Annotated in this window: 16 protein-coding genes; 10 read left to right on the top strand and 6 right to left on the bottom strand. The window is 71.0% G+C overall.

The genetic code is table 11. From position 1 onward, the window contains the following. Positions 1-10 precede the first annotated feature (10 nt). The 3 genes from ACVDFE_RS04785 (at position 11) to ACVDFE_RS04775 (ending at position 1,580) form a co-directional block, all read left to right on the top strand. Positions 11-586 carry an NADPH-dependent FMN reductase gene (locus ACVDFE_RS04785; protein ID WP_458429692.1) on the top strand — a complete coding sequence of 192 codons (576 nt, stop codon included), beginning with the start codon at positions 11-13 and terminating at the stop codon, positions 584-586. Positions 587-664: 78 nt separating this feature from the next. Beyond that, positions 665-1,087, top strand: a complete 423-nt coding sequence (locus tag ACVDFE_RS04780; protein ID WP_325512784.1) for an organic hydroperoxide resistance protein — start codon at positions 665-667, stop codon at positions 1,085-1,087. A gap of 16 nt (positions 1,088-1,103) precedes the next feature. Continuing rightward, positions 1,104-1,580, top strand: coding sequence for a Dps family protein (locus ACVDFE_RS04775; protein ID WP_360385060.1), 477 nt, complete (start codon positions 1,104-1,106; stop codon positions 1,578-1,580). Between the two features lie 61 nt (positions 1,581-1,641). Here the strand turns inward: ACVDFE_RS04775 and ACVDFE_RS04770 are convergent, their stop codons facing one another. Continuing rightward, entirely contained in the window at positions 1,642-4,083 is a 2,442-nt protein-coding gene (locus tag ACVDFE_RS04770) for a penicillin-binding protein (RefSeq protein WP_458429691.1), read from the bottom strand. A gap of 237 nt (positions 4,084-4,320) precedes the next feature. Between ACVDFE_RS04770 and ACVDFE_RS04765 the strand changes: the two genes are divergently transcribed. Further along, complete coding sequence (locus ACVDFE_RS04765; protein WP_360385064.1) at positions 4,321-4,611, top strand: WhiB family transcriptional regulator; 291 nt, start codon at positions 4,321-4,323, stop codon at positions 4,609-4,611. Positions 4,612-4,644: 33 nt separating this feature from the next. Here the strand turns inward: ACVDFE_RS04765 and ACVDFE_RS04760 are convergent, their stop codons facing one another. From ACVDFE_RS04760 to ACVDFE_RS04750, 3 genes are read right to left on the bottom strand one after another with little or no spacing between them, the layout of a single operon-like run. Further along, entirely contained in the window at positions 4,645-5,769 is a 1,125-nt protein-coding gene (locus ACVDFE_RS04760) for an ArsA family ATPase (RefSeq protein WP_458429690.1), read from the bottom strand. After that, the gene (locus tag ACVDFE_RS04755; RefSeq protein ID WP_360385068.1) at positions 5,766-6,758 is read right to left on the bottom strand and encodes an ArsA-related P-loop ATPase; all 993 of its coding nucleotides are present in this window, start codon (positions 6,756-6,758) and stop codon (positions 5,766-5,768) included. The genes ACVDFE_RS04760 and ACVDFE_RS04755 overlap by 4 nt, the downstream gene beginning before the upstream one ends. Before the next feature lie 44 nt (positions 6,759-6,802). Continuing rightward, a complete protein-coding gene (locus tag ACVDFE_RS04750) occupies positions 6,803-7,054 on the bottom strand; it encodes a hypothetical protein (protein WP_360385070.1) in 252 nt (83 codons plus the stop codon). 69 nt (positions 7,055-7,123) lie between these two features. On the opposite strand from ACVDFE_RS04750, the gene ACVDFE_RS04745 reads away from it, so the two are divergent. From ACVDFE_RS04745 to ACVDFE_RS04730, 4 genes are read left to right on the top strand one after another with little or no spacing between them, the layout of a single operon-like run. Next, positions 7,124-7,279, top strand: a complete 156-nt coding sequence (locus tag ACVDFE_RS04745) for a DUF4177 domain-containing protein (RefSeq protein WP_086668176.1) — start codon at positions 7,124-7,126, stop codon at positions 7,277-7,279. Further along, positions 7,276-7,728 carry a RidA family protein gene (locus ACVDFE_RS04740; protein ID WP_360385072.1) on the top strand — a complete coding sequence of 151 codons (453 nt, stop codon included), beginning with the start codon at positions 7,276-7,278 and terminating at the stop codon, positions 7,726-7,728. The genes ACVDFE_RS04745 and ACVDFE_RS04740 overlap by 4 nt, the downstream gene beginning before the upstream one ends. A 42-nt stretch (positions 7,729-7,770) precedes the next feature. Continuing rightward, positions 7,771-8,373 (top strand): hypothetical protein, encoded by a 603-nt coding sequence (locus ACVDFE_RS04735; RefSeq protein WP_458429689.1) that lies wholly within the window; start codon positions 7,771-7,773, stop codon positions 8,371-8,373. Positions 8,374-8,384: 11 nt separating this feature from the next. Beyond that, entirely contained in the window at positions 8,385-9,563 is a 1,179-nt protein-coding gene (locus ACVDFE_RS04730; protein WP_458429688.1) for a hypothetical protein, read from the top strand. A 27-nt stretch (positions 9,564-9,590) separates the two neighbouring features. On the opposite strand, the gene ACVDFE_RS04725 is transcribed toward ACVDFE_RS04730, so the two are convergent. Together ACVDFE_RS04725 and ACVDFE_RS04720 are read right to left on the bottom strand one after the other, a co-directional pair. Further along, positions 9,591-10,481 (bottom strand): Gfo/Idh/MocA family protein, encoded by an 891-nt coding sequence (locus ACVDFE_RS04725; RefSeq protein WP_458429687.1) that lies wholly within the window; start codon positions 10,479-10,481, stop codon positions 9,591-9,593. 14 nt (positions 10,482-10,495) lie between these two features. Further along, positions 10,496-10,852 carry a hypothetical protein gene (locus ACVDFE_RS04720; protein WP_360385080.1) on the bottom strand — a complete coding sequence of 119 codons (357 nt, stop codon included), beginning with the start codon at positions 10,850-10,852 and terminating at the stop codon, positions 10,496-10,498. 51 nt (positions 10,853-10,903) lie between these two features. Here ACVDFE_RS04720 and ACVDFE_RS04715 point away from each other — a divergent pair, with 51 nt between their 5' ends. Continuing rightward, complete coding sequence (locus ACVDFE_RS04715; RefSeq protein ID WP_458429686.1) at positions 10,904-11,686, top strand: NUDIX hydrolase; 783 nt, start codon at positions 10,904-10,906, stop codon at positions 11,684-11,686. Beyond that, positions 11,683-12,489: an MBL fold metallo-hydrolase gene (locus ACVDFE_RS04710; RefSeq protein WP_458429685.1), complete on the top strand. Its 807-nt coding sequence runs from the start codon at positions 11,683-11,685 to the stop codon at positions 12,487-12,489. Before ACVDFE_RS04715 ends, ACVDFE_RS04710 begins: the two co-directional genes overlap by 4 nt. Positions 12,490-12,533 lie beyond the last annotated feature (44 nt).

Below are 12,533 nucleotides of genomic sequence, written 5' to 3'. Positions count from 1 at the left end.
GATCGACGTCATGACGGTGACGGTGGTGGGCATCGGCGGCTCGATCAGGTCCGACTCGCAGTCCGAGCGGGCGCTGAGGGTCGCACTCGAGGGTGCCCGCGAGCTCGGCGCGCGGACCATCCAGTACAGCGGCCCCGAGCTGGTGCTGCCGTTCTACGACCCGTCCGTGCCGGAACGCACGGACATCGCGAGGAAGATGGTCGAGGACCTGCGCAGGGCCGACGGGGTGATCCTCGTGTCGCCCGGCTACCACGGCACGGTCTCCGGCCTGGTCAAGAACGCCCTCGACTACATCGAGGACCTGCGCGACGACGACCGCCCCTACCTCGACGGCCGCGCGGTCGGCACGATCACCGCCGCCTACGGCTGGCAGGCCGCGGTCAACACGCTCGCGGCGGTCCGCTCGATCGTGCACGCGCTGCGCGGGTGGCCCACGCCGCTGGGTGCCGCGATCAACTCCGCGCAGGTCAAGTTCGACGGCGACGGCTCCTGCTCGGACTCCGACGTCGACCGGAACCTGCGGGTCATCGGCCGCCAGGTCGTCGAGTTCGCGCTGCGCCACGCGTCACCCTTTGACGTGAACTGAGTCACCATCGGGCAGATAAGTCGTGCGCGATGCGTTCTCCCCGGTGGAAGCAACGTCCCTGACTCAAGGGAGAGCGGAATGGAAGCGCTGTACACGGCTGAGGCGACTGCTTACGGCGAAGGCCGCAACGGCGAGGTGCGCTCCTCCGACGGTGTGATCGACGAGGTCCTGTCGGTCCCGAAGGAGATGGGCGGCCCCGGCGGGGACGCGACCAACCCGGAGCAGCTCTTCGCGGCCGGGTACTCGGCGTGCTTCAACTCCGCCATCGCAGCCGTCGCGCGCGCCGGGAAGGTTCAAGTTGCGTCCTCCGAGGTAACCGCCAAGGTGGGTATCGGATCCAACGGGGCCGGCGGCTTCCAGCTCGCCGTCGAGCTCGCGGTGAAGATCCCCGGACTCGACCAGGCGGTCGCGGAGAAGCTCGTCGAGCAGGCCCACCAGGTCTGCCCGTACTCGAACGCGACGCGCGGCAACATCGAGGTGGCGCTCACCGTCACCGTCTGAGGAGGCGCGTTCAACAATGGCCAAGAACCCGATCACCAGCCCGCTCCCCGACGCCGACCGTGACGCCGTGGGGGCAGTGCTGCAGGCAACGCTCGTCGACCTCGTCGACCTGTCCCTGATCGGGAAGCAGGCGCACTGGAACGTGATCGGCAAGAACTTCCGCAGCGTCCACCTGCAGCTTGACGAGCTGGTCACCGCGGCGCGCACCGCCGCTGACCAGGTCGCCGAACGCGCGGCCGCTCTCGGCGTCACCCCGAACGGCACGGCGAGGACCATCGCCGAGTCGTCCGGCGTGCCCGAGATCGAGACCGGCTGGCTGAAGGAGGACCAGGTCGTCACGGCGATCACCAACTCCCTGGGCAAGCTCATCGCCCGCATGCGCTCCCGCATCGACGAGACCGACAAGCCGGACCTCGTCACCCAGGACCTGCTGATCGGCATCACGCAGGAGCTGGAGCAGGCGCACTGGATGTGGCAGGCCCAGTCCGCCTAGGACGCAGCCGGACGAAGACGACCAGGGCCCTCCCGCTCGAACGGCGGGAGGGCCCTGTCGGCTACCTGCGGGGTGGTCCACCCGGCTCGGTGGGCAGGGTGATCGGCGGCCCCGGGTTCGGGTCACCGGGCCCCGGCGGCTGACCGCTCGTCGGTTCGGTCGGCACCGGCGGCGGCACGTAGCCGGACGAGACCGACAATGTGATCACCGTGCCGCGCAACGCGTTGCCGCGCGGCGACTGGCTGACGACGGTGCCCTTGGACTGCTCGGAGTTGACGGTCTGCTGGCTCGTCTTGTAGCCCGCCTGCTCCAGCACCCGCACCGCGTCGTTGACCTGGCGGCCGACGACGTCCGGGATCTGGATCTCGCGACCGCCCTTGAGGTAGCGCTGCTCGACCGGCGCGAGCTGCGACACCGGCAGGTCGCCGTGGACCTTCGACATCGTGTCGAACCACGTGCGGGCCGGGACGGTGCCGCCGAAGATGTTGCCGTTGCCGCACAGGCGGGGTGCGCCGCCGACGCAGATCGGGCGCGGCGCGGTGCCGTCGTTGAACGTCTGCACCGCACCGGCGAAGTCCGGGGTCGCGCCGATGAACGCGGCCGACTTGTACTCCTCGGTGGTGCCGGTCTTGCCGATCATCGGGCGGGTCCACTTGAACGCGCGGGCGGCGGCCGCGGCCGTGCCGTTGCCCAGGTCGTCCTTGCTCATGCCCATCGCCAGGCCGTTGGCCAGGCCCTCGTTGACGACCTGCTCGCACGGCGCCTCGTTGACCGGCACGGGCTTGCCGTTGCGGTCGAGCACCTTCGCGAGCGGGGTCGGCGGGCACCACTTGCCGCCGGACACGATGGTCGCGGCGACGTTCGCGAGCTCCAGGGTGGACACCGGGGCGGGCGAGAGGGTGAACGAGGCGTTGCCGCCGTTCTGCTTGTAGAACTCGGTCTGCGAGATGCGGTTCTGCTTGTCCTTGGCCTTCGGGTCCGGCCGCATGCCCTGCAGGTTCGTCGCCATCGTGTCGCGCATGCCCAGCCGCGACGCCATGTCGACCACGGCGTCCATGCCGGTCTGCTCCTCGAGGATCACGAAGCCCGTGTTCGGCGAGGTCTGCAACGCCTGCTGCAACGACATCGACGACGGGTAGCTCGAGTCGAAGTTCGACAGGCAGTACCAGCGGGTGCTGGGCTCACCGGTGCTCGGGCAGCGCTGGGCACCGCCCTTGAAGACCCGCGAGGTGTAGGACGTCGGCGTCGCGATGGTGTTCTCGATGCCCAGGCCCTTCTCCAGCGCCGCGGCGGCGGTGAAGACCTTGTAGACGGAGCCGGCGCCGAACTTGTTCTCCACGCCGCTGGGCAAGTCGAACGTCGTCTGGTTCAGGTCGGCCTTCAGGCCGTAGTCGCGGTTGGCCACCAGCGCGAGCACGTCGTGGCGCTCCTTGCCGGGCTTCACGACGGCCATGGTGTTCGCGATCCCGGGCGTGCCCTTGGCGACTCCCGCCTCCGCCGCCGCCTTGGCCTGCGCGGTGATCCCTCTGTCCAAAGTGGTCTGGACGGTGTAGCCGCCGGTGCGCAGCTGTTCTTCGCTGAAACCCGCGCGTTGCAGGTAGTTCACGACGTAGGAACAGAAGAAGCCGTTTTCCGGTCCGGCGCCCACACAACCGTTCGGCGGGGTGCGCACCGGGTTCGCCAGGCCGAGGCCTTCCTTCTTCGCCGCCTCACCCGCGTCGCGCGACAGCTTGTCGTTCTCGACCATCCTGTCGATCACTTTGTTGCGCCGCTCCAGCGCTTTGTCCGGATACGCTTCGGGGTCGAGCGCTGACGGGCTGTTGACCATTCCGGCGAGCATCGCGGCCTGGGGAACCGTCAACTTGTCGGGCGTGGTGTTGAAGTAGGCCTGGGCGGCCGCCGCGATCCCGTAAATGGTCGAACCAAATGGGACGACGTTGAGGTAGCGGGCGAGGATCTCCTCCTTGCCCAGCTTCCGCTCCAGCTGCAGGGAGATCCGGGCCTCGCGCATCTTGCGCGCGATGGTCTGCTCCTGCGCCTTGGCCTGCTCCAGCTTGTTGTTCCGCGCCACGACGTGGACCAGGTAGTTCTTGACGTACTGCTGGGTCAGCGTGGACGCGCCCTGCGTCACGGCGCCGCTGACCTGGTTCGTCAGACCGGCGCGGATGGTGCCCTTCCAGTCCACGCCCTGGTGCTCGTAGAACCGGCGGTCCTCGACCGAGATCAGCGCCGCCTTCATGGTCGGCGAGATCTTCTCGGGCGGTGTCAGGACTCTGTACTGGTCGTACAGGTAGGCGATCGGGGCGCCCTCCCTGTCGGTGACCGTCGTGATCAGCGGTGGGTCCGTGGTCACGAGGTCGGCGGAGATGCTGTCCACGGTGTCGCTGGCCCGGTTCGACACCAGACCGGTCGCGCCCACGACTGGGAACAGCATGCCGGCGAGGAGAACCCCAGCCAGCAGGCACAGGCCGAGCATCTTGAGCACGCCATTCCTGACTCGCACGCGCCTCAGCGTACGCCGTACACGAACGGGTGAAGGTGATCAGTAAGGGCCGTTACTCAGCATGAGTAGACATACGCAAGACAGGTAACAGTCGGGTGACCCAGGCTTGGAAGGGGAACCGAACGGCACTACAGTCCGTCAACGTCCAAGGAATGCAGTCGTAGCTCGAACGCTACGGCATCCGTGGCAGGGGTGTGGCGGATTTCCACATTTGGACAGCACTGAGGAGTGGGGGATATGAACCAGGGGGATTGGCGTATCAACGCTTCGTGTCGTGATGAGGAGCCGGATCAGCTCTTCGTGCGCGGTGCGGAGCAGCGCAAGGCGAAGCTCGTGTGCCTCGGTTGTCCGGTGCGCATGGAATGCCTGGCCGAAGCGCTCGACAACAGGATCGAGTTCGGTGTCTGGGGCGGCATGACGGAGCGTGAACGACGCGCTCTCCTGCGTCGCCGTCCCGACGTGACGTCCTGGTACGAATTGCTCGACAATGCGCGCCAGGAACACCACGAGGACACGCGGGTCGGCTAGTTCCGCGGCTCCGCACAAAAGATCAACGAGGCTCTACTCCCCGGCGAGCCGGCGGCCGATCTCGCGCAGGCCGTCGAGGTCGTGCACGTCCGCGGGCAACGCGGGCACGCCGACCAGGGCGACACCGGGGTGGGCACGCGTGAACCGGGCCAGCAGCCGCTTCTCCCGATCGGCGACCGCCACCCGGTCCGCGTGCAGCCGGAGCACCGCCGCCGCGAGCGGCGCCTCACCGGAACGGTCGAGGTCGTCCGCCGCGGCGTGGGCCTTCGCCGCGGGCAGGTCCGCCGCCAGCACGGGGTGGGTCCTGTTCGCGACGAGCCCGCACAACGGCATGTTCTCCGCGCTGAGCCGCTCCACGAAGTAGCTGGCCTCGCGCAGCGCGTCCGGCTCCGCCGCCGCCACCACCACGAAACCGGTGCCCGGCGAGCGGAGCAGCTCGTACGTGCGCTGGGCCCGTTCGCGGAACCCGCCGAACATGCTGTCGAAGGCCTGCACGAACGTCGACGCGTCCTGCAGCAGCTGGCCGCCGACGATCGTCGACACCGCGCGCGTGAACAGGCTGAAACCGGTGCCGACGATCTTCAACAGGCCCCGGCCGCCGGCGCGCGCCGGTGCCGAGAGCATGCGGATGAACCTGCCGTCGAGCACAGTGGACAGCCGCTGCGGCGCGTCCAGGAAGTCGAGCGCCGACCGGCTCGGCGGGGTGTCGACGACGATCAGGTCCCACTCGTCCGCGGCCACCAGCTGGCCCAGCTTCTCCATCGCCATGTACTCCTGCGTGCCGGAGAACGACGACGAGATGGTCTGGTAGAAGGGGTTCGACAGGATCTGGTCGGCCCGGTCGCGCCCGGCGTGGGTCAGCACCATGTCGTCGAACGTCCGGCGCATGTCCAGCATCATCGCGAACAGCTCGCCCTTGGGCTCGAAGCCGTCGACGACGACCTCGCGCGGGTGGTTGTCGAGCTCCCGCAGCCCGAGCGACTGGGCCAGCCGGCGTGCCGGGTCGATCGTCAGCACCACCACGCGCCGGCCCCGTTCGGCCGCCCGCAGCGCCAGCGCCGCCGCCGTCGTCGTCTTGCCGACACCACCCGACCCGCAGCACACGAGCACGCGCGTGGCCGGGTCGTCGAGCAGCGGGTCGAAGTCGAGCCTGTTCACCGCACACCCGCCGCGACCAGCACCTCGGCCAGCTCGTAGAGCGCGGCCACGTCCACCCCGTCGGTCAGCTCCGGCAGGTCGAGCGTCGGCAGGTCCGACTCGCGCAGCAGCTCCATCGCCTCCTGCTGCGAGCGCACCCGGATGGCGTGCTCGACGGTCTCGTCCACCAGGTCGTCCAGCGTCTCCTCCGCGAGGTCCAGCCCCGCCGCCACGAGCCCGGCGCGCACCCGTGCCGCGTCCACCCTGCCGTCCGCCGCCGCGGGCAGCGACCTGGCCGGCAGCCGCGTCGGCTGCACCCGGTTCACCAGCACCGCGCCGGGCCGCAGGTCCGCGGCGTCCAGCTCGGCGACCGCGTCGAGCGTCTCGCGCACCGGCATCTCCTCCAGCAGCGCGACCAGGTGCACCGCCGTGTCACCGGAGTGCAGCAGCCGCACCACGCCCTCGCTCTGCCCCTTGATCGGCCCGACCTTCGCGAGGTCGGCCATGGCCTTCGTGACGTCCAGGAACTTCACCACCCGGCCGGTCGGCGGCGCGTCCAGCACCACCGCGTCGTAGCAGTGCCTGCCGCCGTCGCCGGTGCGGTTGACCGTCTCCTTCACCTTGCCGGTGAGCAGCACGTCCCGCAGGCCGGGGGCGAGGGTGGTCGCGAACTCGATCGCGCCCATCTTGCGCAGCGTCCGGCCGGCGAAGCCGAGGTTGTAGAACATCGCCAGGTACTCCAGCAGCGCGGCCTCGGCGTCCACGGCGAGCGCGTGCACCTCACCGCCGCCCGGCGCGGACGCGATGCGCTCCTCGGAGTAGGGCAGCGGGGCCCGGTCGAAGAGCTGGGCGATGCCCTGCCTGCCCTCCACCTCCACCAGCAGCACCCGGCGGCCCCCGGTGGCGAGCGCGAGCGCCAGCGCGGCCGCGACCGTGGTCTTCCCGGTGCCGCCCTTGCCGGAGACCACGTGCAGACGGGCTCTGGTCAGCTCCTCGGTCCACGACGTCACCCGTCCAGACTATGTGTGAATCCGGCCGGACGTGGATCGGTCGGTCAATCGACCAGGGTGAGGAAGAGAACGGCCATGGCGGTCGCCGCGACCAACGCCCACGCCACGACCGACGGCAGGAAGAACGCGATGCCCAGCGTGACGAGGGCCACGACCACGAGCCCGATCAGCCCGGCCTGCCGGACCTGCACCCGCTGGCTGTGCTTGCGGTCCCGCACCTGGGCCATGGCGACGAGCACCAGCACCAGCCCGCCCACCGCGAACGCGCCGGTGGCGATGACGCGCCAGGTCTCCATGTGATCAAGGTAGCCCGATCGGCCGGAACCGCGCAGAGGTCGTTCGGGTGGCGGGTTAGGCTTCCGCGCATGACGAAGTGGGAGTACGCGACCGTTCCGCTGTTGATCCACGCCACCAAGCAGATCCTCGACCAGTGGGGCGAGGACGGCTGGGAGCTGGTCACCGTGCTGACCAACCCCACCGGTGAGCAGCACGTCGCGTACCTGAAGCGGGTGAAGGCATGACCTGGTCCGCTCGCCTCGACGAGCTCGGCATCGAGCTCCCCGGCGTCGCCGCACCGCTCGCCGCCTACGTCCCGGCCGTGCAGAGCGGGTCCTGGGTGTTCACCTCCGGCCAGCTGCCGTTCGTCGACGGCCAGCTCCCGGCCACCGGCAAGGTCGGCGCCGACGTCTCCCCGGAGGAGGCCAAGGCCTACGCCCGGACGTGCGTCCTGAACGCGCTGGCGGCGGTCCACGACCTCGTGGGCGTTGACTCGATCAAGCGGATCGTGAAGGTTGTTGGCTTCGTCGCCTCCGCGGAGGGCTTCACCGGTCAGCCCGGTGTCGTGAACGGGGCGTCCGAGCTGCTGGGGGAGATCTTCGGTGACGCGGGCAAGCACGCCCGTTCCGCCGTGGGCGTCGCCGAGCTGCCGATCGGTGCGCCGGTCGAGGTCGAACTGGTCGTCGAGGTCTGAGTCTCCCGGTCCCCGTCCCGGGTTTCCGCTGAAGGGTGTGACATGTCGGACACGTGCCACGAACTGCTGCTGCGGCTCGCCGGACGCATTCCGGACGACCTGCTCTGGCGGTACCGGGACTGGGCGGCCTCGGACGCGTACGCGGTGCTCGCGCGGTCGTTGCCGCGCACGCTGCTGCACGGGCGCATCCCGCTGACCGACCACGAGATGCGCCTCCTTCAGGACGCGCTCGTGCCCTACGGGGCCGAGCCGGGAGCCGTCAGTTCGGTCAAAGGGCTGGACGAACTGCCCCCCACCGACTACACCTTCTCCCCGGAATCACCCGATCGGGTGCCGATGGGGGATTCCGCGACCGTCGTGCTCGGTGCCACGCTGCGAGGCCGCCACGGGGTCGGTGAGGTCCGTTCCTGCTGGCGCATCGGCCCCGAGGGGGTCAACCGCGTCCTGCTGGTGGCGGCCACCACCGGTCACGCGAGGCTGACCGGCGAGCTGCAGCGCGTGCTGCGGGCGCTGGGCGAGCCCGACCCGTGCGTCGAGGTCGTGTCGTCCGGTCTGGACCTGCCGCCCTACCACCGGGCGGCGCTGGCGGCATCGGAGCTGGTGTGCGCCGGCGCCGAGTCCGAGGAGCACCTGGTGCTCAGCTAAGGAGAGTTGCCGTGACGAACGACGGTGTCGGCCTGCCGGTCCGTCTGCACGATCTCCTGCTGTCGATGGCCGGGCGCGTCGACGACGACGCCCTGTCGAAGGCGCGCGAGTTCCTCGCCGTCGGAGAGCTGGACCGCGCGGTCGAGCTCCTCGTCGGCACGCTCCTGGCAGGCGGCATCCCCGTGCTGCCCGACGAGCGGGCCGCCATCACGTGGGCGCTGCACGAGGTGCGTTCCGACGCGAGCCTGACCGACCGCATGCCGGTCGTCGAGGTGCTGCCGTTCATCCGGCACCGCTTCACCTCCGACTCCGACCCGGCGGCGGACCTCGGCCCGCTGCTGTCGCGCGCGGTGTCGGTGCTGCCGGACGTGCGCGCGGTGCGCTGCGTCTGGCGTTCCTCGCCGGCCGGGGCCACCCCCGGGCCGCTGCCGCAACGGGTCGTGCTCGTGGACGTGGGTCCGCAGGGCTTCGCGCCCGCGACCGCGTACCGGGTCGACACGGTGCTGCGCAAGGCGGGCATCCGGGCCGCGGTCGAGGTGCTGGCCGTCGGCACGCAGCTGGGCGACTACCACGCCTCCGCCGTGACGTCCTCGCGTCCGGTGCCCATCTCCGGGGCGCAGGTGGCGTCGATGCCACCACCGGCACCCGCGGGCGTGGGGCACGAGCCCACCTGGTTCGACCAGTCGGAAGAACTTCCCGCTCCGGCGCCGGTGGCCGAGCCGACACCGGCGCCGGAGCCAGTGGTGGAGGAGTCCGGCTCACGTTTTGCCCGCACGCCGTCCCTGGAGGGGTCGCAGCCCTTCCCGCCCAAGCCCGTGAAGCGGATCTCCGTGGCCCCGGCCGAGCCGGAGCCCGAACCGGAGCCGGAACCGGTGGTGGAGCTGGAGCCGGTGCCGGAGTCGTTGCCGGAGCCCACCCCGATCAACCGGGCCGAGGTCACCATGGAACTGCGCGGCGACGAGCTGGCGGCCCTGCAGGCCGCGCTGGCCGAACCGCCCGCGGAGTCGTCCGGTGTGGACGCGAACCTCAGCGAACGCGAACGCGCGTTGCTGCAGCAGCTGCACGAGGAGCTGGCGCAGCGCGAGCAGTCCGGCGCGAAGACGTCCGACGCCGGTCGCTGGCAGATCGACCGGTCATCGGCGCGTCAGTCGGCGTTCGGGGCCACGAACAACGGGCACCAGCAGCAGTGAGGGCGACTCGTGCTCCCGGGGCGGACGTCACGCCCCGGCCTTGCGCCGCGCCAGGTCGATGACCTTCTGCAGGTGCAGGCCGCGGCGCACGTCGCACTCGTGGGTGGTGGTGCCGCTGTGCACCATCGCCACGAAGTCGTCGAGCAGGTTCGTGTAGCAGTCGGAAGTGGACGTGTCGCGGCCGTTCAGCGTGCGGTGGCCGTTCGGCCCGAACACGGTGAAGTCCGTGAACGGCGGCTGCAACGGCAACGACAGGGTGAGCGTCAGCGTGCTCGTCGCACCGCCCGCGTGCTGCAGGATCAGCTGCCACAGCCCGGTCTCCGACACGTTCGCCGCGAGCACGTCGGTGATCTCGCCCAGTGCCGCGTCCAGCAGGTCGAACGCGTGCGGGCCGATGTCGTCGAGCGCGCCCCTCTCGTGCCGCCACGGCGAGTTCGAGAACGGCCCGTCGAGCAGCGCGCCGGTCAGCCAGCGGCCGTCCGCGCCGGTCCAGCCGCCGGTGCGGTGCAGCTGCCTGAGCAGCTCCTTGGTCTCCGGGGCGTAGCGGCGGGTCAGCACGACGAGCGACGCCACGTCCGCGTCGCTCACGGCCTGCGCGAGCCGCTCGGCCACGTCCGCGGACTCGGCGATCGGCTTCTCCAGGACGACGTGCTTGCCCGCGTTGGCCGCCGTGATCGCCATCGGCGCCTGCACGCCCGGCGGCACGCAGAACGCGACTGCGTCCACAGTGGACAACATGTCCTCGTAGGACTCGAACGCCTCGGTGCCGTGGGCGTTCGCGAGCCGCTGCGCCGCCTCGGGCCTGCGGGCCCAGACGCCGGCGAGCCGGGTGCCGGGGTGGTTGGCGAGACCGGGGGCGTGGACCATCTCCGCCCACGGTCCGGCACCGACGAGTCCTACGCGCAGCTGTTCGTCCACTCGCCCATCCTGCCTCAGAGGTAGCTGGCCCTGGGGACGAAGATCTCGCCCCCGTTGTCGAACTTGAGCCGCAGGCCGTCGGGCGTGCTCTCGCGGTCGGGGTCGTGTTCCCACCCGGCGGGAACGGTCACCACGTGACCCCTGTCGGGCGTGGGCCCGAGCCAGATCTCGTAGCCGGTGCCGCCGACCACGCGCTCGACCTTCTTCACGTACACGCCGGGGGACTCGGCGGTCGGGTCGACGCTGATCACGGTCGTGCGGTCGGGCAGGAACAGCAGGACGGCCGTCACCGCCGTCAGCCCCGTTCCCACCACCACGCCGAACAGGACCAGCAGCATCTTCACCAGGCAGCCGGAGACCTTCGTCGCCATCACACCATCCTCACGTCAGCGCGGTCGTACGCTCGGAGGATGCCCGAGGACATGACCTTGCCGGGAAACCTGGTACCCGCGGCGCCGGTTGCCCAACCCGTCGAACCCCGTGACGCGGTCACCGTGGTGCTGCTGCGCGACGGTGCGGCCGGGGTGGAGGCGTTCCTGCTGCGGCGGGTGAAGGGGATGGCGTTCGCGGGCGGCATGACCGTGTTCCCCGGTGGTGGCGTGGACCCGCGCGACGCGGACACGTCGGTCGCGTGGGCCGGTCCGCCGCCGTCGTGGTGGGGGTCGGTGTTCGGGGTGGACGAGTCGCTCGCCCGCGCGTTCGTGTGCGCGGCGGTGCGGGAGACGTTCGAGGAGTCCGGTGTGCTGCTGGCGGGGCCGTCCCCGTCGACGGTCGTCGCGGACGCCTCGGTGTACGCGCAGGCCCGGCAGGACCTGGTCGACCGGAAGGTGTCGCTGGCGGAGTTCCTGGCGGCCGCCGGGCTGGTGCTGCGGGCGGACCTGCTGCGGCCGTGGGCCAACTGGGTGACTCCGCGCGAGGAGCCGCGCCGCTACGACACGCGGTTCTTCGTCGCGGCCCTGCCGACCGGTCAGCACGCCGACGGCGCCACGACCGAGGCGTCCGACGCGGCCTGGCAGACGCCCGCGGAAGCGGTCCAGGACGCCCAGGAGGGGCGCCGCATGCTCATGCCGCCGACCTGGCGGACGCTGGACGAGATCGGTGCGCTCGGCTCGGTCGCCGCGGTCATGGCCGAGGAGCGCAGCGTCGAGAAGATCATCCCCAAGCTGATCCGCGACGGTGACGTGGTCAGGGTGGTGCTCGGATGAGCGGGTCGCCGTTGATCGGGGCCCGGGCCGAGCACCCGCTGTACGGGCAGCTGCGCCAGGTCACCGCGCACGCGGCCGTGCTGCTGGCGGACAACCCGTCGCCGATGACGCTCGACGGCACCAACACGTGGCTGCTCAAGGCGCCGGACGCCGGGTCGTACGTCGTGGTCGACCCCGGTCCGCTCGACCCCGCGCACCTGGAGCGCATCGCGGCGGTCGGGCCGGTCTCCGAGGTCCTGCTGACCCACGGCCACCCCGACCACTCCGAGGGGGCGCGCTCGTTCGGAGAGCTCGTCGGGGCACCGGTGCGCGCGCTCGACCCGACGTTCGTCTTCGGGTCCGAGGGCCTGGTGGACGGTGACGTCGTCACCAGCTCCGGTCTGGAGCTGCGGGTGCTCGGCACACCGGGGCACACCAGCGACTCGCTGTGCTTCGTGCTCGACGGCGAGGCCGTGCTGACCGGGGACACGGTGCTGGGCCGCGGCACCACGATCGTCGCCCACCCCGACGGGAAGCTCGGCGACTACTTCGAGTCGCTGAAGGTGCTGGCGGACCTGCCGCCGGACACCGCGGTGCTGCCCGGCCACGGCCCCGAGCTCGCCGACGCCGGCGAGGCCGCGCGGGCCTACCTGGCGCACCGGACCCAGCGCCTGGAGCAGGTGCGCCGGGCCGTGGAGTCGCTGGGCGGCTCGCCCACGCCCCGGCAGGTCGTCGAGGTCGTCTACGCCGACGTCGACCGGGTGCTCTGGCCGGCCGCGGAGTGGTCGGTGCGGGCCCAGCTGGAGTACCTGCGCACCGGGTGAGACGCCCGTGCTCATGCGTCCTGGCCGCGCTCGTGCTCGCGAAA

This window comes from Lentzea chajnantorensis (assembly GCF_054300775.1).
Note: the sequence above shows the minus strand (reverse complement) of the source record. Positions and strands in the feature narration are given on the sequence as shown.

Coding starts and splice junctions, on each gene's coding strand:
- ACVDFE_RS04785 (WP_458429692.1), top strand. CDS start 11: ATGACGGTGACGGTGGTGGGCATCGGCGGCTCGATCAGGTCCGACTCG.
- ACVDFE_RS04780 (WP_325512784.1), top strand. CDS start 665: ATGGAAGCGCTGTACACGGCTGAGGCGACTGCTTACGGCGAAGGCCGC.
- ACVDFE_RS04775 (WP_360385060.1), top strand. CDS start 1,104: ATGGCCAAGAACCCGATCACCAGCCCGCTCCCCGACGCCGACCGTGAC.
- ACVDFE_RS04765 (WP_360385064.1), top strand. CDS start 4,321: ATGAACCAGGGGGATTGGCGTATCAACGCTTCGTGTCGTGATGAGGAG.
- ACVDFE_RS04750 (WP_360385070.1), bottom strand. CDS start 7,054: ATGGAGACCTGGCGCGTCATCGCCACCGGCGCGTTCGCGGTGGGCGGG.
- ACVDFE_RS04745 (WP_086668176.1), top strand. CDS start 7,124: ATGACGAAGTGGGAGTACGCGACCGTTCCGCTGTTGATCCACGCCACC.
- ACVDFE_RS04740 (WP_360385072.1), top strand. CDS start 7,276: ATGACCTGGTCCGCTCGCCTCGACGAGCTCGGCATCGAGCTCCCCGGC.
- ACVDFE_RS04735 (WP_458429689.1), top strand. CDS start 7,771: ATGTCGGACACGTGCCACGAACTGCTGCTGCGGCTCGCCGGACGCATT.
- ACVDFE_RS04720 (WP_360385080.1), bottom strand. CDS start 10,852: ATGGCGACGAAGGTCTCCGGCTGCCTGGTGAAGATGCTGCTGGTCCTG.
- ACVDFE_RS04715 (WP_458429686.1), top strand. CDS start 10,904: ATGACCTTGCCGGGAAACCTGGTACCCGCGGCGCCGGTTGCCCAACCC.
- ACVDFE_RS04710 (WP_458429685.1), top strand. CDS start 11,683: ATGAGCGGGTCGCCGTTGATCGGGGCCCGGGCCGAGCACCCGCTGTAC.